The sequence below is a fragment of the Bradyrhizobium sp. USDA 241 genome, assembly GCF_049739505.1.
Taxonomy (GTDB): domain Bacteria; phylum Pseudomonadota; class Alphaproteobacteria; order Rhizobiales; family Xanthobacteraceae; genus Bradyrhizobium; species Bradyrhizobium liaoningense.
In genome coordinates, this window is record NZ_JBMGPZ010000005.1 from 2,630,678 (window position 1) to 2,649,055 (window position 18,378).

The window sequence follows — 18,378 nt, forward strand, 5'->3', positions numbered from 1 at the left end:
GGAGCGGGCGGATGGATCGTCTCAAGCTGAAAGCCGTTCTCGGCAGCCACCCTCATGTCCAGGCGGTGAAGAGCGGCGAGCTCCGCTCTGATCTGTTCGATCTGGACTTCATCGCGTATACGCCGACCAACACGGCATTCAAACCGATGGTGCGCGAGCAGGCCTTCGACGTCTGCGAGATGGCGATCGTCACCTACCTGATGGCGAAGGCGCACGGCAAGCCGCTGGTATTGCTGCCGGCGACCATGCTCGGACGCTTCCAGCATGCCTACGCGCTCTACAATCCTGAAAGGGGGACGCTCGGGCCGACCGATCTCGAAGGCAAGCGTGTCGGTATCCGCTCCTTCACGACCACGACGGGCGCCTGGATCAGGGGCATCCTCGCCAACGACTACGGCGTCGATCTCGACAGGATCCGCTGGGTGACCTTCGAGGATCCGCACGTGGCCGAATATGTCGACACCGCCGAGCGCGCGCCGAAGGACAAGAACATTCTCCAGATGCTGATCGACGGCGAGCTCGATGCCGTGCTCGGCGAGACTTCTGACAATCCCAAGCTGAAGCCGCTATTCCCTGATCCCGCCGCCGAGGCCGCCAAATGGTACGCCCGTCGCGGCATCGTGCCGGTCAACCATCTCGTGGTCGTGACTGAGAAGCTTGCGAAATCGCGTCCTGACGTGGTCGCGGGCGTCTATGATCTGCTCAAGCGGAGCAAGGAGCGGGCAGGGCCCGCGGCGACGCCCGACCTCATCCCGTTCGGGATCGAAGCGAACAGGAGGCCGCTCGAGCTGATCGTCGACTACGCCTTCCAGCAATCGCTGATCCCGCGCCGCTATGCGGTCGAGGATCTCTTCGACGAGACGACACGAGGATTGAACTGATGGCAGGTGATCCAAGGCGCTGGCAGATCGGACTGGTCGGCTATGGCGAGGTCGGCAGGATTCTGGCAGAGGATTTGCGTCAGCAGGACATCAGGGTCTCCGCCTATGACATCAAGCTCGGTGGCGAGCAGGGTGCGCCGCTGAAGGAGCATGCCGCGAGGTTCGGCGTGGTGCTCGCAGGGTCTCACGCCGAGCTGACCGCGAAATCCGATTTCATCATCTCCGCGGTCACCGCCAGCCAGGCCGTTCCGGTCGCAAAGGCCTGCGCGGCGGCGATCAATCAGGGCACCTGGTTTCTCGATTTCAATTCGGCATCGCCGGGTGCCAAGCAGCGCGCCGCCGCCCTGATCGACGGCGCTGCCGGGCGCTATGTCGAGGGCGCGGTGATGACCTCGGTGCCGCCCTATCGCATCAAGGTGCCGCTGCTGCTCGGCGGGCCCGGTGCGAGGGAGCTGGAGCCGCTGTTGAACGCGATCGGCTTTGCCGCGAAGGTTGCGAGCGACAGGCTCGGCGTATCCTCTGCGGTGAAGATGTGCCGCAGCATCATGATCAAGGGCCTGGAGGCGATGGTGATCGAAAGCTTCACCACCGCGCGCGCCTATGGTGTCGAGGACGCGGTGCTGGCCTCGCTCGCGGAGACGTTCCCCGGCATCGACTGGGAGAAACAGGGCGCCTATTGCTTCCAGCGCGTGATCGAGCACGGCCGTCGCCGCGCCGAGGAGGTGCGTGAGGTCGCCGAAACCGTGCGCGAGGCGGGTTTGACGCCATGGTCCGCGCAAGGCACTGCCGAACGGCAGGCCTGGGTGGCTGATCTCGCCGATGAAGGGCTGTTCGGCGCCAGGGGCACGGAAGACTTCGCCCGTAGCGCGGATTGGCGGACCGAGGCCGACCGGATCCTCGCGAAGATGAAGCGCACCAAGTAGTCAGCTCAGGACCGCGCGGCTTTCCTGAAAGCTCACGACCTGATCGCGGGCGCGTTCGATCAGGTCGATCAGATGTCTGGATTTGCGGACCAGCTGTTCCGTGGCCGGCTGCGTGCGGAACTCCGCCAGCACGGCGCGAACGCATTTGCTGGCCGCGTCGAGCGTCCAGAGCGTGCGGTTCATGTCGTCCTGCGTCTGGATCGCCGAGATATCGAGACCCGAAAGAACGTGGCCGATGCCGTCGAGCCGCTTCACCGCCGTATCGGTGGGCGTTTCATCATCGATGCTGCCGAATGAGCTGAACATACCGATACTTCTCCACTGAACGCAGGTGGTCAGGGCGGATCGTAGTTATGGTCGGCGTCGCCGGCCTCGCAACGCGTTCGGCTACGGTCCGGGATTCTACCGGTCTAGGGCGGGCTCGATCCGGCGGTAAAATAAAACTCCATGGCCAGGCAGGTGTCCGGACGTCGTGATGACCGACTCGGAACGCCCGGGTGGAGCATCGCGCGATGTCCGGGATATGAGCGGAACCGCTCTCAGCTCTTGGGAGTGAACAGGGTGGGCCGTTGCCGTGCAAATGTCTGTCGGCCGCCTTTGAAGCCCATCAGGACATCGGGCAACTCGGCGACAGCGAAGCGGCTGTCTTGCGTATCGAGCACGATGAGGTCGGCGGGATTGCCGACCTTGATGCCGTAATCGTCAAGGTTCATCAGCCGGGCCGGCAGCTCGGTCACCAGATCGAGGCAGGTGTCGAAATCGCTCACCGAGGCGTGCGCGACATTGGCGTAGAAATTTGCCATCCGCAGCAGCGAGGCGTCGCCGAACGGCGTGAAGGGATTGAGCACGTTGTTGGTCGCGACCGAGCACACGATGCCGTCGCCCGCAAGCTTGTGGGCGAGTGTCAGTCCGCGCGGCGCGTTGTGGGTGGCCTCGCGCCCCATCAGATAGAGATCGGTCGCGGGCAGCACGGTGACGGCAACGCCGGCTCTTGCCAGCTGCGCGGTGGCGGCTTTGAGCGGCTCCGGCGGCAAAGCCGACAGCTTCGTAGCGTGGCCGATCGCCACGCGTCCTCCGTAGTTGCGCCGCTCGGTCTGACGGCAGACCTGGTCGAGATGCCACCAGGAGGGGTCGAGATCGAAATCGAGATGGAGGTCGATGTCGACGTCGAATTCCTGCGCGAGATCGAAGATGCGCGCGAGATGCGCATTCGGGTCGGTGTCCATGTAGGGACAGCCGCCGATGGCTTCACCGCCCTCGCGGAGCGCCTCGATCAGCAGTTCTTCGGCTCCGGGATCGTTGGTCAGCCCTTCCTGCGGGAACACACAGAGTTCGAGATCGATCGCCCAGGCGTAGTCGCGCTTGAGCGCCTTCACCGCCTCAAATCCGCGCAAGCCGATGCGCGGGTCAATCTCGACATGCGTGCGCATGCGCGTGGTGCCGTGCACGATGGCGCGTTCGAGCACTCTTGCGCCGCGCGCGTAGACGTCCTCGACGGTGAAATCCTTCTTCATCCCGGCGACGGCGCGGATCGCTTCCGAGACGCTGCCGTGATCGTGCCCGCAGCGGCCGAGCAGGCAGGCCTTGTCGAGATGGATGTGGGTATCGACGAAACCGGGCAGGGCGAGGCGGCCGCCGACCTCGACGGCCTCGCAGGCAAGCCCCCCTTCGCAGGTCAGCTTCGGCTCGATCGCGGCGATGCGGCCGCCGTTCACGCCGATATCGACGGGTGCGGCGGATGAGCGCAACAGCGCGTTGCGGAAGATGAGGTCGAAGGCGGTCTCGGTGGTCATGGCGTTGGATTCAGCCTTGGCAAGCTAGCCGAAGCTGGAGGAGCAGGCAGCTCCAGATTGTGTGCACTTATGCCGCTCCGCTGTTCAAAAAATGTGCATGCACTTTGGCCCATGGATCGTAAGATATCTCCCACCTGGAGAACCCCGCCATGTCCGCCCCCGCAAACGCCGAACGTCCGATGACTGACGCCGAGATCGTCGAAGCCTATCTCACGGCGTCGATGATTCCCGATCCCGATGCCGCGGCGGCCTATATGAAGCCGGGCACGGTGATCACGTTTACCGGCGGGCGCGAGTTCGATCATCCGCGCGGGCCGACCGGATTCAACGCCAGGCGGTATCGCTGGGTGAAGAAAAAGATGGACCGCTTCGATGTCTGCCCCGGTGCGGACGAGACCGTCGTCTACAGCGTCGGGACGCTCTATGGCGAATGGATGGACGGCACGCCATTCGAGGGCAATCGCTATGTCGATCGCTTCGTGGTGAAGGGCGGCCAGATCGTGAAGATGGACGTGTGGAACGACAGCGTCGAGCGCATCCTCGTTCAGCGCGGCATCGAGGCTTAGCCCCTCCGCGCGATTTTCGGCAGCTTGACGACGCGATCGCTCGTCACCTCGTCGGCATAGGGGGCGAGGATATCGAGCAGATCCCGGCCGCGCTGGGGGGTAGGAGCCACCAGCGCGCGATTGGCCACGGAATCAAGGTGATGATGCATCAGCTCCATCACCTTGGCCTCGTCGCCCTTTGCGAGCGCGGCGATGATGGCGCGGTGCTCGTTGATAGCACATTCGCTGGAATGCGGCCGGCTGTAGAGCGACAGCGTCAGGCAGCAGCGATAGGCGACCTCGCTGACATAGCGGACCAGGATCGGACTGTTCGTCATGTGCGCGAGCAGGATGTGGAATTCGGTGGCGAGCCGGATCGAGACCGCATCCGTGCCGCCGCGCGCGCGATCCTCGGCGTCGACATGGGCGTTCAGCTCGGCGATCTGCGCCTTGGTCAGCTTGCCCGCGAGCTGGCGCACGACGAGCCGTTCGAGTTCGATACGGATGTCGAAGGCATCACGCGCCTCCTGCCAGCTCGGCGTTGCCACCACCGCGATCCGGTTGCGGCGCAGCTCGACGAGGCCTTCCGCTGCGAGCTGGCCCAGCGCATGGCGGGCAATGGTGCGGCTGACGCCGAAACGCTCGCCGAGTGCATCCTCCGGCAGCTTTGCGCCGGGCTCCAGCGCCTGCTCGATGATCGCGCGCCTGAGCGCGCGGCAGATCACGCTGACCTTGTCCGACGATTCAGAAGTCTTGCTGCTGGGGCGCGCCGCCATCGGCGAATCCTTGAGATGGGTCGAAGCCTCTCTTTAGCACAGTCCTGCAGCGATCCGGCGCTCCAATTGCATGCAGTTTGATGTCGAGATTGCCTAAAAGGAATCCGGCCGTTCGCCGCGGGCATTTGGCAAATCATTGAATTTGCGGGGGACCTTGGACTGGCACCCAGCTTGCATGCACTTTGGCTGTGATGCGCATGCAACCCAACGCCCAGTTTGACGGCCAGCCCGTTCCCGAAGGCGCCGCCGCCACGGCCATCGAACTGTCCGAGGCTTCCGTGACCTTCGGGCGCGGCGACCGCGCCGTGCCCGCCCTGTCGAAAACCACGCTGAAGATCGCCGACGGCGAGTTTGTCGCACTGGTCGGTCCGTCAGGATGCGGCAAATCGACCATTCTGCGTCTCGTCAGCGGCCTCGTGCAGCCGACCAGCGGCGTCGTCATCGTCGGCGGCCGCGAGGTCGCGGCCCGAGCGATGCGGGTCGGCATGGCCTTCCAGAATCCGACCATGCTGCCGTGGATGACGATCGAGCGGAACATCATGTTGCCGCTGAAGATCGTCGAGCCGTTCCGCTCCAACTTCCGCAGGCTGCGCAAGACTGAGTTTCGCGACAAGGCCAACGCGCTGCTGGAGCAGGTCGGCCTCAAGGGTTTTGGCAGCCGTTACCCCTGGCAGCTCTCCGGCGGCATGCTCCAGCGTGCCAATCTCTGCCGCGCCCTGATCCACGAACCGCGCATGCTGCTGCTGGACGAGCCGTTCGGCGCGCTCGACCAGTTCACCCGCGAAGAGCTGTGGGCGATCCTGCAGAACCTCTGGATGACGCACAAGCCGACGGTGCTGCTGGTCACCCACGATCTGCGCGAGGCCGGCTTTCTCGCCAGCCGCATCTGCGTGATGAGCGCGCGTCCCGGCCGCATCCTCGACGACAGCCGCGTCGCGTTTGCGCGCCCGCGCACCGTCGCCATGACCTTCGAGCCGGAATTCGTCGCGCTGAACCAGAAGCTGCGGACCTTCATCGAGGATGCGCGCAGCGCGGCTGAGCAGGGGGCGGGCTGATGTTCGGGATCGATATCAGGCAGAAAGCGGGTCGGCGGGGCTGATCGTGTTGTTCTTCGTCGCCTGGGAGCTGTTCTGCCTGATGACCGGCATGTCGGATCTCGTGCTGCCGCGACCCTCGCAGGTGTTCGTGACGTTGTACCAGCGCTTCCCGGTGCTGTGGCCGCACATCGTGCAGACACTGGCCACCACGATGTTCGGCTTCGTCCTCGGTGTCGCGCTCGGCGTCGCCCTCGGCGCCATCATCGGCGTGTCAAAGACGGCCTATGACACCTGCTACCCGCTGTTGATCGGCTTCTCCTCGATCCCCAAGGTCGCGGTGGTGCCGATCTTCGTGCTGTGGTTCGGCTCCGGCACGGTGCCGGCGGTGCTGACCGCGCTGTCGATCTGCTTCTTCCCGATCGTCGTGAACATCGCCACGGGCCTTGCGACCACCGAGCCCGAGCTCGAGGATGTCTTGAAGGCGCTCGGCGCCAGCAAGCTCGACATCCTCTGGAACGTCGGCCTGCCCAGGACCATGCCCTTCTTCTTCGCCTCGCTGAAGGTCGCGATCTCGTACGCTTTCGTCGGCGCGGTGCTGTCGGAGACCGTCGCCTCCAACCGCGGCATCGGCAACGTCATGATGACCGCGTCCTCCAATTTCAACGTGCCGCTGGTGTTCGCCGGCCTGTTCGTGCTCGCCGGGCTCGGCGTCGCACTCTACGTCGTGTTCTCGCTGATCGAGGGTCGGGTCACCGGCTGGGCGACGCGCAAGAACGACGTGATCGCAACCTGAAATTCCTGAACCGTCACGCAACGAAACTGAGGAGGTCTCGATGTTGAGGAAGTTAAGTGCGGCGCTGGTGGGATTGGCGCTGTCCGCAGGAGCCGCCACGGCGGAAGAAACCACGATCAAGTTCACGCTGGGCTGGAAGACCCAGGGCAGCGACGCCGCGTTCTTCTATGCCAAGGACAACGGCTTCTTCAAGGAGGAGGGCCTCAACGTCATCATCGACCAGGGCGAGGGCTCCGGCGCCACCGTCACGCGCGTGATGTCCGGCGCCTATGACGCCGGCTTCGGCGACGTCAATGCCATCATCCAGAATGCCTCGAGCAAGCCGCAGGAGGCGCCCGTCATGGTCTACATGATGTGGAACCAGCCGCCGTTCGCGATCGTCGCCAAGAAGACCAGCGGCATCAACACCATCAAGGATTTCGAAGGCCACACGCTCGGCGGCGCGCAGGGCACGCCGACGACGCGCCTCCTGCCGGTGTTCACACGCAAGAACGGTCTCGACGGCGAGAAAATCAAGATCTCCAACATGGCGCCGAACCTGCAGGAGCCGATGCTGATCAAGGGCGACATCGATGCAGCCCTCGTCTTCAACATCACCAGCTATTTCAACCTGGTGCTGAACCGCCAGGATCCGGACAAGGATTTCAAATGGTTCTCGTTCGGTGAGTACGGCCTCGATCTTTATTCGAACGGCGTGATGGTCTCCCGCAAGCTGATCGCCTCGAACCCGAAGGCCGTCGCGGGCCTGGTGCGCGCCATCAACAAGGGCGCGATCGCGGTTGCCAAGGACCAGAATGCCGGCATGAAGGCGGCGACGAACTACGACAACCTCATCAACGCCGACGTCGAGAAGCGCCGGCTGCAATATTCCTTCGAGAAGCTGATCGTCTCGCCGGAGATGAAGGAAATCGGCATCGGCGACATCAAGGATGACCGCATGGCACGCGCCATCGGCATCGTGGTCGAGGGCTATCAGCTGGCCCGGACGCCGACGCCGGCGGAGGTGTTCTCGCGCGAGTTCCTGCCGCCCCGCGCGGAGCGGGAGCTGGTGTATACGGCCAACTGATCCCGGAGCGACGGCCATGGCCACGGAGATTTCGGCAACGAGCCTGTTCCGTGGCCCTGACCTCGGTGTCTGCGACAATGTCGTGCTGCGGCACGATGGCGGCGTCATCACCGAAATCGCGGAAGGCGCGGGGCGGGGGCCACGTTCCTTCGTCATCCCGGCCTTCGTCAACGCCCATGACCACGCCCGTGCCACCGCGTCGTCCTTCGGCGCGGTCGGCATGCCCCTGGAGAGCTGGATCCTGCGCACCGCGCTGGGCACGCCTGTCGATCCCTATCTGACCGCGGCCTCCGCATTGGCGCGTTCCGCCAGGGCCGGCTGCGCGGCGATGATGGTGCATTACACACGCCCGAGCGGGACGATGCCCCTGGTCGACGAGGCGAAAGCCATCGCGAAGGCTGCGTCCGACGTCGGCATCCGCATCGCGTTCGCGATGGCCGTGCGTGACCAGAATCCGATCGTCTACGGTGATGCCGAGCCGGTGCTCTCGCGTCTCTCCGGCGATGCTCGCAAGACCGTCGAGGAGCTGTTCGTCCGCGCGCCGATGCCGCCAAAGGCGTATATTGAGCTCACGGACGCCATTGCCGCGGCCATCGCCGGTCCGATGGTGGACGTGCAGCTCGGGCCTGCCGGCGTGCAATGGTGCTCAAAGCCGCTGCTGGAAGCGGTGGCGGAGAATTCGGCGCGAACCGGCCGCCGGATCCACATGCATCTGCTGGAGACCGTGTACCAGCGCGCCTGGGCCGATCAGAATTTTCCGGACATGGTGCGCTGGCTGCGCGACATTGGCTTCCTCTCCGAGCGGCTGACGCTGACGCACTGCATCCACGCCCGCCCGGATGAGCTTGAGATGATCGCGGCCTCCGGTACGCGCATCGTCACCAATTTCAGCTCGAACATGCATCTGCGCTCGGGGCTCGCTCCGATTGCCGCCGCGCACAAATGCGGCTGCGCCATCGCTGTCGGCGTCGACGGGCTGGCGCTGGACGAGGACGACGACATCCTGCGGGAAATGAGGCTGGTGCAGATGGCCCATGGCGGCCTCGGCTTCAGGCAGACGTGGACGCCGGCCGAGATGTTCTCGCTCGCCATCCGCAACGGGCGCCGCGCCACCGGCGCGCCCGGGAGCGGCGAGCTCGGTCCCGGAAACCCCGCCGACTACGTCGTGATCGATCTCGACCGGCTCGACCGCGACCGGATCATGCCGGTCGACCCCATGGCGCTGCTGTTCGCGCGCGGCAATGCGTCCCTGGTGAAGGAGGTCGTCGTCGCCAGCAAGACGATCGTGAGGGACGGGGTCTGTTCCGGCGTTGATCTGCCGGCCATCGAGCAGGAATTGCGGGCGCTGTATCGGACCGGCGCGGGCAAGCTCGCGAACTTCCAGCGGATGTGGCAACCCCTGTCGGACCGCTTGAGCGGCTGGTTCGAACAGCAGCTGACATGTCAGTGAAGCGCCTCCCGTTCGGACAGGATCGAAAAGTGCGATGGCTGGTAGTCGCTGTCCCGTCTGGTGGACGCCGCCTGTGTCGGTTATCACCTCCGCGATCTCTCGTCTCGACCCCGGTCGACGACCCATCCAGGAGCAGCCGATGCGTCTACCCACCCTTATCCTGGCCCTGACATGTCTTGCGGGCGCAGCATCAGCCGAGGACCTCACGGGCACGCTTCAGAAGGTCAAGGAGAGCAGGAAGATCACGCTGGGCTACCAGGAGGCCTCGGTCCCGTTCAGTTATCTGGACGGCAACCAGAAGCCGGTCGGCTTTGCCATGGACATCTGCCTCAAGATCGTCGAGGCCGTGAAGAAGCAGCTCGGCATGCCCGACATCGCCGTCGACACGCTCGCCGTGACCTCGTCGAACCGGATTCCCTTGATGGTCAACGGCACGCTCGATCTGCATTGCTCGGCGACCACCAACAATGCCGACCGTCAGAAGCAGGTCGCCTTCACCAACACGCATTTCCTCAGCGCGACGCGGTTCGCGGCCAAGAAGGCCGCCAAGATCAACACCATCGACGATCTCAAGGGCAAGGCGGTCACCGCGGTGGCGGGATCGGTCAACCTGACGCAGCTTGCAAAGGTCAACACCGAGCGCAATCTCGGCATCAATGTGATGCCGGCCAAGGACCAGGCCGAGGCCTTCCTGTTGCTGGAAACCGACCGCGCCCAGGCCTATGCGCTCGACGACGTCCAGCTCGCGGTTGCGATCGCCCGCTCGAAGGAGCCGCAAGCCTACATGATCAGCGAGGAGGCGTTCTCCAAGCCGGAGCCCTACGGCATCATGCTGCGGCGGGAGGACGCGCCATTCAAGGCGCTTGCCGACCGCGCCACAGCGGAGCTCTACGCAAGCCCGGAGATCGAGGTGCTCTACAGGAAGTGGCTGCAATCGCCGACCCCGCCGAACGGCCTCAATTACAACGTCCCGATGTCTCCGGCCTTGCGCAACGCCTTCAAGAAGCCGAGCTCGAGCGCCGATCCTGATGTGTATGTGGTGAACTGAGGGCTGAGACGCTGCGCATTATTGCGCCGTCTCCCCTTCTTGTGGGAGAGGGCAGCTCCGCTCGTAGACAAAAGCTAACTCGGATGAGGGGTATGTCTCCGCGCGCGAAACTCTAAATTCGTGCGTGCGGATGGATACCCCTCATCCGGCGCTTCGCGCCACCTTCTCCCACAACGGGAGAAGGAAGAAAGTCGCCGCCGCCGGTTAGCGAAACAGACAATGCCCAGCTACGCATTCGAATATTTCTTCAGCTCCAGCCGTGCGATCTGGTTGCGGTGAACCTCATCGGGTCCATCGGCAAGTCGCAGCAGGCGCGCGGTGGCGTAGGCCTGGGTCAAGCCGAAATCGTTCGAGGTCCCGCCGCCGCCATGGGCCTGAATGGCCCAGTCGATGATCTGGCAGGCCATGTTGGGCACGGCGACCTTGATCATGGCGATCTCGGCCTTCGCCACCTTGTTGCCGACCGTGTCCATCGCGTGGGCCGCATTGAGCGTCAGCAGCCGGGCCTGCTCGATCATGATGCGGGCTTCCGCGATGCGCTCCTGCGTCACCGTCTGCTCCGAGACCGGCTTGCCGAAGGCGACCCGGCTGCGCACGCGGCGGCACATCTTCTCCAGCGTGCGCTCGGCCAGACCGATCAGGCGCATGCAGTGATGGATGCGGCCGGGCCCGAGGCGGCCCTGTGCGATCTCGAAACCGCGGCCCTCGCCGAGCAGCATGTTTTCCCTGGGCACGCGCACATTGGTGAACACGACTTCGGAGGCGCGGTCGGGCACGCCGTAGAAGCCGAACACGGGCAGGGGACGCTTCACCTCGATTCCGGGCGTGTCCATCGGCACCAGGATCATGGATTGCTGCTTGTGGCGGTCAGGATTGTCGGGATCGGTCTTGCCCATGAAGATGCAGATCTTGCAGCGCGGGTCGGTCGCATTCGTCGTGTACCATTTGCGGCCGTTGATGACGTAGTGGTCGCCGTCGCGCACGATCGAGCTCTCGATGTTGGTCGCATCCGACGAGGCGACCGCGGGCTCGGTCATGGCGAAGCAGGAGCGGATCTCGCCTGCAAGCAGCGGCTTCAGCCAGCGCTCCTTGTCCTTCTCGGTGCCGTAGCGCTCCAGCACCTCCATGTTGCCGGTATCGGGCGCCGAGCAGTTGAACACCTCGGGCGCGAGGTGCGAGCGCCCCATCACCTCGCAGAGCGGGGCATATTCGAGATTGGAAAGACCCGCGCCGTGGCCGGACTCCGGCAGGAACAGATTCCAGAGCCCCTCGGCGCGCGCCAGCGGCTTCAGCTCCTCGACGACGGGATAGACCTTCCACGGCCCGAGCTCCTCGGCCTCGCGATAGAAGCGCTCCTCGTTCGGATAGATGTGCCGGTCCATGAAGCTTTCGAGCTTGCGCTTGAGCTCGACGACTTTGGGTGACATCGGGTAGAGCATCTTTCGTCTCCTGGATCGAGGGCGGCGCGGACTTCCGCGCGATGATGCGTCGCGTCACGCGACGTGGTATTCCCTGAACTTCTCGCGCAGAGCCGACTTCAGCACCTTGCCGGTGCCGGTCATCGGGAATTCGTCCAGGAATTCCACCGCGTCCGGCATCCACCAGCTCGCGATCTTTGGGCGCATGTGGTCGAGCAGCGTCTTGCCGTCGACGGTCGCGCCCTTCTTGCGGACGACGAGGAGCAGGGGACGCTCCTGCCATTTCTCGTGCGCGATCGCGACGACGGCGGCTTGCAGCACATCGGGGTGAGACAAGGCGATGTCCTCGAGCTGGATCGACGAGATCCACTCGCCGCCTGACTTGATCACGTCCTTGGAGCGGTCGGTCAACGTGACGTGACCCTGCGGGTCGATCACCGCCATGTCGCCGGTGATCAGCCACCCGTCGCGATCGAGGCCTTCCTCCAGCTTCATGTAGCCGGAAGCGACCCACGGGCCACGGGCGCGCAGATGACCGACGGTCTTGCCGTCGCGCGGCAACTCGTTGCCGGCATCGTCGACGATGCGCAACGCGGTGCCGAAGCAGGCGCGTCCCGAGACCTGGCGTCGGTCGAATTTCTCCGTCTCGCTGAGGTGCTCCGAGCCGGGCCGCAAGCCCGGCATCGAGCAGCCCAGGGCCTCGGTCATGCCCCAGGCCTGGATATAATCGATGCCATAGTCGCGCTTCAGCTTCTCGACCATCGCCCGCGGCGGCGCCGAGCCGGACGACAACGTTGCGCGCAGCGTGGAGAATTTGTTGCCGGTGCGGCCGAGCCAGTCGAGCAGGATCAGCCAGAAGCTCGGCACGCCCGCCGAGAGCGTCACCTTCTCGCCTTCAAGCAATTCATAGAGCTTGTCGGGCTCGTAGTTGCGGCCGGGCAGCACCAGCTTCGAGCCGGTATAGGGAGCCGTGAACGGCATGTTCCAGCCATTGCCGTGGAAGAGGGGCGCCATCGGCATCATCACCTCGCGAACGCCCTCGACATGGCCCGGCAGGAAGTCGAAATTGCAGCAGGTCATCGTCTGCAGGATCGCGGCGCGGTGCGAATAGATCACGCCCTTGGGATTGCCCGTCGTGCCCGACGTGTAGCAGATGGTCGAGGCGGACTTCTCGTCGAACTCCGGCCAGGCGAAGCCGGCCTCGTTCTCCCTCTCTAGAAGCTCTTCGTAACAATGGACGTTCGCGAGCTTCGTCTCGGGCATGCGCTCGCGCGCGGACATCACGACATAGGCCTCGATCGTCTTGAGCTGCGGCGCGATCGCCTCGACGAGCGGCAGCGTGGCGCGGTCGATGAACAACAGACGGTCTTCGGCATGATTGATGATGTAGACGAGCTGTTCGGGAAACAGCCGCGGGTTGACGGTGTGGAGCACGTAGCCCATGCCCGGCGCCGCGTAGAACATTTCGAAATGGCGATGGGTGTTCCAGGCCAGTGTGCCGACGCGGTCGCCGGGGTTCGTGCCGAGCCGCTTGAGCGCCAGCGCCATGCGCTTGATGCGTGGATGCGCGTCCGCATAGGTGTAGCGATGGATGTCGCCTTCGATCTCGCGCGCGACGATCTCCGCTTCGCCGTGATAGTCGGCTGCGTACTGGATCAGGCCGCTGATCAGAAGCGGCATGTCCATCATCAATCCCTGCATGGTCTCCTCCAGATCGCCGCGTCGTTGCATGGCGCAGGCTTGTGATTTTGCGCGCGAGGTTAGCGGAACGCCACGCGGCGTTCACGCAAAAAACAGCGAGCATGATTGCATGCGGCACTTTTTCAGAGCTAACGTGAGGTGAGCTGCCGGCGAAGCAGCGTTCGCGGTGGAGGAGATGAATGTCAGCGGAAAGACACAAGACCGGCACAACCGGCGCATCTACGGTCGACGTTTCCGCGCTCCGTGCCCGCTACCGCGACGAGCGTGACCGTCGTCTGCGCGCCGAGGGCAAGGCGCAGTATGTCGAGGTCACGGGCGAATTCGGCCGCTATCTCGACGACCCCTGGGCCGATCCGGGGTTTGCGCGCGCCGCCGTCAGCGAAGCGACCGAAGTGCTCATCGTCGGTGGCGGCTTCGGCGGTCTGTTGTGTGGTGCGCGGTTGCGCGATGCCGGCATCGAGGATTTTCGTATCGTGGAAAAGGCGGCCGACTTCGGCGGCACCTGGTACTGGAATCGTTATCCCGGCGCCGCCTGCGATACCGAGAGCTACATCTATCTGCCGCTCCTGGAAGAGACCGGCTACATGCCGGTGCGCAAATACGCGCGGGCGCCCGAGATCTATGAGCATTCGCGCCGCATCGGCCGTCATTTCGGTCTCTACGAGCGCGCGCTGTTTCAGACCGTCATCTCGCGGATGACATGGAAGGAGCAGGAGGCACGCTGGCTGGTCGAGACCGATCGGGGCGATCGCATCCGTGCGCGCTTCGTCATTTTGGCCGGCGGTCCGCTGAGCCGCCCGAAGCTGCCTGGCATTCCCGGCATCGAGACGTTCAAGGGCGACAGCTTTCATACCAGCCGCTGGGATTACGGCTACACCGGCGGCAATGCGGACGGTGGCCTGACCGGCCTCGCCGACAAGCGCGTCGGCATCATCGGCACCGGCGCCACCGCCGTGCAATGTGTGCCGCATCTCGGCCGTTCGGCGAAGGAGCTCTATGTGTTGCAGCGCACGCCGTCTGCGATCGGCGTTCGCGACGACCGTCCGACGGATCAGGCCTGGGCGCAGAGCCTCAAGCCGGGCTGGCAGCGTGAACGCATGGACAATTTTACCGCCGTGATTTCAGGCGAGCCGTTCGAACAGGATCTGGTGCAGGACGGCTGGACCGGCCTGCTCGGCGAGATCCTGCTGGCGCCGCGTCGTCAGCCCCAGCCGGTGACCTCGATGGACGAGGCACTGAAGGTGATCGAGCAGGCCGACTACCGCAAGATGGAGGAGATCCGCGCCCGCGTCGACGCGGTGGTCGAGGACGAGACGACCGCGGCTGCGCTCAAGCCCTGGTACAAGGCATTCTGCAAGCGGCCGTGCTTCCACGACGAATATCTCGATACCTTCAATCGCCCCAACGTGCATCTCGTCGACACCAAAGGGCAGGGCGTCGAGCGCATCACGGAGAATGCCGTCGTCGTCGACGGCAAGCCCTACGAGCTCGACTGCCTGATCTATGCCAGCGGCTTCGAGGTCGGCACCGACTACGCGCGCCGCATGGGCTTCGAGGTGTATGGCCGCGACGGCATTAGCCTGTCCGAGCGGTGGCGCGACGGCGTCAAGACGCTGCACGGCTTCTACAGCCGCGGTTTCCCGAACTGCTTCCTGATCGTCACGGTGCAGGCCGGACAGAGCGCCAATTTTCCGCACATTATCGACGAGCAATCGCAGCACATCGCCTATGTCATCAAGGAGGCCCGTAAGCGCAAGGCGCGCTCCCTGGAGCCGACGCTTGCCGCCGAGAACGCCTGGGTCGACGAGGTCGTCAGGGCCGCACTCGGCCGGCAGACCTATCTCGCCGAATGCACGCCGGGCTACTACAACAACGAAGGCGTGTTCGATCCGATCGCGGCAAGAAACAGCCAATATTGGCGCGGGCCGATGGCATTCCTGCGGCTGCTCGATAAATGGCGCAAGGAGGGCGATATGGAAGGCCTCGAATTGTCCTATGATCCGGCCATGGAGTCGGCGCGTTCCACCGGTTAAGATGGCGCCGCCGAGCGGTACAGGACGGAGATTGGTATGATCAGGGGCAGGGCTGTTGCGGGAGCGGTTTTTGGCGCAATGACGCTGCTCGGTTGCCTGGTCTCCTCGGCCGAGGCTGCGCAATGCGGCAGCTCGCCGGCGGGTTTCGAGGCCTGGAAACGCGAATTCAGCGCGGAGGCGCAGGGCAAGGGCGTCGGCCCAACCGCACTCTCGGCCCTGATGCAGACGAACTATGCCAGCGCCACCATCGCGGCCGACCGCGGCCAGCGCAGCTTTTCGCTGACGCTCGATCAGTTCCTCGCCAAGCGCGGCGCCACCACCATCGTTGCCAAGGGACGGCAGCTCAAGCAGTCGCATGCCGCCTTGTTCGCCTCGATCGAGCAGCGCTATGGCGTCCCGCCCGGACCCTTGATCGCGATCTGGGGCATGGAGACAGGCTTCGGCAGCCAGCGCGGCAATCAGAACATGCTGTCGTCGATCGCGACCCTTGCCTATGACTGCCGCCGGCCCGAATTCTTCACCGACCAGCTCTATGCTGCCTTGAAGCTGATCGACCGCGGTACGCTGTCGGGATCAACCCGCGGCTCCATGCATGGCGAGGTCGGTCAGACCCAGTTCATGCCCAAGAGCATTCTGGCCTACGGCACCGGCAACCTCGAAGTTGCCGCCAATGCGCTGAGCTCGACCGCGAATTTCCTCAAGGCCCATGGCTGGCGCGCGGGAGCCGGGTACCAGCCCGGCGAGCCGAATTTTGCCGCGATCGAGGCTTGGAATGCTGCAGGCGTCTATCAGAAGGCAATCGCGCTGATGGGCCGGCAGATCGACGAGGGCGGAGGCGCCGCGGCCTCGCGCTGAAGCATGATCCGGAGGAGTGTGCAGCGGTTTTCCGAAAAGATCATGCTTAAACAAGAGCCTAGAACGCGATGACAATCTCGTCTCGTTTTGGGCTGCTCAGCAAGGAGTGATGCGCCGGCGCGAGAAAGTTGTTGCCAACTGGAACTGACGGCACGACGTTTGCTTTGATCGAGTTCAGGGCTGGGCATGAGGAGACTCAACATGGCTACCCAGATCGTGATGGACCAAACTGGCGACACGCGCCACGAGTTTGATCCTGGCAATGCCGAAGCGCTGGCGCGAGCCGAACGGCGCTTTCGGGAGCTGACCGGAGCCGGCTTCACCGCCGCTCTTCGAACCGGGCCCGGCGAAGTTATCCGGATCCGATCGTTCGACCCGACCGCGCAGGAAACGCTGTTCTATCCCCGCCTGGTCGGCGGTTGATCTGAGCTGCCCATGATCGCGGCAGTTTGGCTCCGCGCGCCGGCGCGTGCGCGTCTGCATGCGCTGCGCGAACTCTATCGCCGCTTCTTCGGCGAGAACACGCCGGATGCGCGCGGCCGCCGGCTTCTGGCCGAATGGCTGTCGCCGGCACAGCGCGCGCAGTTCGAGCAGCACCGGTTTTTCGACGTTGTCGGCTGCGACACCGGCAGAACCTATCGCATCCACTATGGCACGGCCGCCAATGTGCACGAGATCGACGGCGACGGGCGCGCGACGATGGGTTGGTGCTTCGTCCCGTCAGGCTTCCTGGTGCCAGGCGACGTGATGTTGGCGCAGAAGATCGCGCTCGAGACGGACGAGAAGGGAGCGCTGGCGCTCGCCAACCGGTTTCCGCCGGCCACGCATTCCGAGCATTTCTACCGGCGGCCCTTCTAGTACCCGGAATCAGAGCTGAGTGATACGGCGGCCTTTGAAACGGCGTTGACGGACCTTTTTCTTGGTCCAGACGAAGGGCTCGGCTCTGTCGTTGTATGCGTTGACGTAGGCATCGATGTGTTCCTGAAGCTGCTTGAGGCTCGTGAAGGAGGTGCCGCTGAGCGACTGCCCCTGCAAGATGGAAAACCATACTTCGACCTGATTGAGCCATGACGCACTTGTCGGCGTGAAATGAAATTGCACGTTGGGGTGGGCCTTGAGCCAGTCCTCGTTCTTTTTATGGGTGTTGAGGTTGTCGAGGATGACGTGAAGCTTGCGGTTCGGAAAAGCCGCGGTGACGCTGTTCATGAAATCGAGAAACTCGACGCGGCGCCGGCGTTTTGAATGGGTCGCGATGATCTTTCCGGTGGCGACTTCGAGCGCCGCAAACAATGTTGTGGTGCCATGCCGCTTGTAATCGTGGCTTTGGCCGGTCAAGGCGCGGCCATTGGGCAACTTCAGATAACCCTGCGCTCGCTCCAAAGCCTGGATCGAGGGCTTCTCGTCCACGCACAGCACAATGGCCTTCGCCGGCGGCGCGACATAGAGGCCGACAACATCGGCGGCTTTGGCCGTAAAGTTCGGGTCGTTGCTCTCGCACCAGGACTTGCGAGCCACCAGGTCAATCTTGTGGCTGCGCAGGAACCGCCAGACATATTGGACATCGACATCGCCCAGCGCCTCGGCCAGCAGGGGGCCGGTCCAGCGCGCAAACCCTTGCGGTGGCGGCTTATCCAGCAGCTTCAGAATCCGCTTGTCGGTCGTCTTCGTATAGATCGGCTGCTTGCCAGGCCGCGGCTTGTCTTGCAGCCCTTCAAGGCCATGGTCGGCATAGCGATGCCGCCAAAGGCTGACAATCCGCGGCTGGACCCCAACTTCCTTGGCGATCGACCGGGTGCTGCGCCCATCCGCCGCCAACAGAACTATCCGCGCCCGCTTCAAATCGCGCTGCAACGTCACCGGTGAGCGACAGCACGCCTCAAGCACCTTGCGATCTTTCCTCGAAAGGTGGACTTCTCTTGCTTCGGGTATCATCCCGACCTTGAATCACGACTCACGTTCCAAGAAAAGTGGGTACTAGCGCCGGGAAGGCCGAGGCCGTCAGTAATGCGAGGAGCGGTAGGCGTCCAGCGCATGCGCCGCGAAGACGCCGATGCTGCAA

18 protein-coding genes are annotated in these 18,378 nt (G+C 64.1%); 12 read left to right on the forward strand and 6 right to left on the reverse strand.

The features are described 5' to 3' along the window. Positions 1-11 precede the first annotated feature (11 nt). A complete protein-coding gene (locus tag ABIF91_RS34535) occupies positions 12-881 on the forward strand; it encodes an ABC transporter substrate-binding protein (RefSeq protein ID WP_028179210.1) in 870 nt (289 codons plus the stop codon). Further along, positions 881-1,804: a DUF1932 domain-containing protein gene (locus ABIF91_RS34540; protein ID WP_028179211.1), complete on the forward strand. Its 924-nt coding sequence runs from the start codon at positions 881-883 to the stop codon at positions 1,802-1,804. The genes ABIF91_RS34535 and ABIF91_RS34540 overlap by 1 nt, the downstream gene beginning before the upstream one ends. On the opposite strand, the gene ABIF91_RS34545 is transcribed toward ABIF91_RS34540, so the two are convergent. Together ABIF91_RS34545 and ABIF91_RS34550 are read right to left on the reverse strand one after the other, a co-directional pair. Beyond that, on the reverse strand, positions 1,805-2,059 hold the full coding sequence (locus ABIF91_RS34545; RefSeq protein ID WP_348522394.1) for a hypothetical protein: 255 nt from the start codon (positions 2,057-2,059) through the stop codon (positions 1,805-1,807). It abuts the gene before it with no gap. Between the two features lie 284 nt (positions 2,060-2,343). Next, positions 2,344-3,597 (reverse strand): amidohydrolase family protein, encoded by a 1,254-nt coding sequence (locus ABIF91_RS34550; RefSeq protein WP_028179213.1) that lies wholly within the window; start codon positions 3,595-3,597, stop codon positions 2,344-2,346. A gap of 149 nt (positions 3,598-3,746) precedes the next feature. Here ABIF91_RS34550 and ABIF91_RS34555 point away from each other — a divergent pair, with 149 nt between their 5' ends. Then, a complete protein-coding gene (locus ABIF91_RS34555; RefSeq protein ID WP_028179214.1) occupies positions 3,747-4,163 on the forward strand; it encodes a hypothetical protein in 417 nt (138 codons plus the stop codon). On the opposite strand, the gene ABIF91_RS34560 is transcribed toward ABIF91_RS34555, so the two are convergent. Further along, a complete protein-coding gene (locus ABIF91_RS34560; protein WP_028179215.1) occupies positions 4,160-4,918 on the reverse strand; it encodes a GntR family transcriptional regulator in 759 nt (252 codons plus the stop codon). The two genes, ABIF91_RS34555 and ABIF91_RS34560, sit on opposite strands and share 4 nt — an antisense overlap. Before the next feature lie 197 nt (positions 4,919-5,115). Between ABIF91_RS34560 and ABIF91_RS34565 the strand changes: the two genes are divergently transcribed. From ABIF91_RS34565 to ABIF91_RS34585, 5 genes are all read left to right on the forward strand, one after another. After that, positions 5,116-5,973 (forward strand): ABC transporter ATP-binding protein, encoded by an 858-nt coding sequence (locus tag ABIF91_RS34565; RefSeq protein WP_035677604.1) that lies wholly within the window; start codon positions 5,116-5,118, stop codon positions 5,971-5,973. Between the two features lie 82 nt (positions 5,974-6,055). Beyond that, the gene (locus ABIF91_RS34570) at positions 6,056-6,748 is read left to right on the forward strand and encodes an ABC transporter permease (protein WP_424579844.1); all 693 of its coding nucleotides are present in this window, start codon (positions 6,056-6,058) and stop codon (positions 6,746-6,748) included. A 40-nt stretch (positions 6,749-6,788) separates the two neighbouring features. Next, complete coding sequence (locus ABIF91_RS34575; protein WP_028179218.1) at positions 6,789-7,814, forward strand: ABC transporter substrate-binding protein; 1,026 nt, start codon at positions 6,789-6,791, stop codon at positions 7,812-7,814. Between the two features lie 16 nt (positions 7,815-7,830). Next, positions 7,831-9,264 carry an amidohydrolase family protein gene (locus ABIF91_RS34580; protein ID WP_028179219.1) on the forward strand — a complete coding sequence of 478 codons (1,434 nt, stop codon included), beginning with the start codon at positions 7,831-7,833 and terminating at the stop codon, positions 9,262-9,264. 139 nt (positions 9,265-9,403) lie between these two features. Beyond that, the gene (locus ABIF91_RS34585; RefSeq protein WP_028179220.1) at positions 9,404-10,312 is read left to right on the forward strand and encodes an amino acid ABC transporter substrate-binding protein; all 909 of its coding nucleotides are present in this window, start codon (positions 9,404-9,406) and stop codon (positions 10,310-10,312) included. 227 nt (positions 10,313-10,539) lie between these two features. On the opposite strand, the gene ABIF91_RS34590 is transcribed toward ABIF91_RS34585, so the two are convergent. Together ABIF91_RS34590 and ABIF91_RS34595 are read right to left on the reverse strand one after the other, a co-directional pair. Then, the gene (locus ABIF91_RS34590; RefSeq protein ID WP_028179221.1) at positions 10,540-11,751 is read right to left on the reverse strand and encodes an acyl-CoA dehydrogenase family protein; all 1,212 of its coding nucleotides are present in this window, start codon (positions 11,749-11,751) and stop codon (positions 10,540-10,542) included. A 54-nt stretch (positions 11,752-11,805) separates the two neighbouring features. Then, on the reverse strand, positions 11,806-13,431 hold the full coding sequence (locus ABIF91_RS34595) for a long-chain fatty acid--CoA ligase (RefSeq protein WP_028179222.1): 1,626 nt from the start codon (positions 13,429-13,431) through the stop codon (positions 11,806-11,808). 179 nt (positions 13,432-13,610) lie between these two features. Here ABIF91_RS34595 and ABIF91_RS34600 point away from each other — a divergent pair, with 179 nt between their 5' ends. The 4 genes from ABIF91_RS34600 (at position 13,611) to ABIF91_RS34615 (ending at position 17,177) form a co-directional block, all read left to right on the forward strand. Continuing rightward, a complete protein-coding gene (locus ABIF91_RS34600) occupies positions 13,611-15,464 on the forward strand; it encodes a flavin-containing monooxygenase (RefSeq protein WP_424579649.1) in 1,854 nt (617 codons plus the stop codon). Between the two features lie 36 nt (positions 15,465-15,500). After that, positions 15,501-16,319, forward strand: a complete 819-nt coding sequence (locus tag ABIF91_RS34605; protein WP_028179224.1) for a lytic murein transglycosylase — start codon at positions 15,501-15,503, stop codon at positions 16,317-16,319. Between the two features lie 201 nt (positions 16,320-16,520). Then, complete coding sequence (locus tag ABIF91_RS34610) at positions 16,521-16,742, forward strand: hypothetical protein (protein WP_028179225.1); 222 nt, start codon at positions 16,521-16,523, stop codon at positions 16,740-16,742. Between the two features lie 12 nt (positions 16,743-16,754). Continuing rightward, the gene (locus ABIF91_RS34615) at positions 16,755-17,177 is read left to right on the forward strand and encodes a hypothetical protein (RefSeq protein WP_028179226.1); all 423 of its coding nucleotides are present in this window, start codon (positions 16,755-16,757) and stop codon (positions 17,175-17,177) included. 9 nt (positions 17,178-17,186) lie between these two features. On the opposite strand, the gene ABIF91_RS34620 is transcribed toward ABIF91_RS34615, so the two are convergent. After that, positions 17,187-18,251: an IS630-like element ISRj1 family transposase gene (locus ABIF91_RS34620; RefSeq protein WP_026192128.1), complete on the reverse strand. Its 1,065-nt coding sequence runs from the start codon at positions 18,249-18,251 to the stop codon at positions 17,187-17,189. Positions 18,252-18,378: the final 127 nt, after the last annotated feature.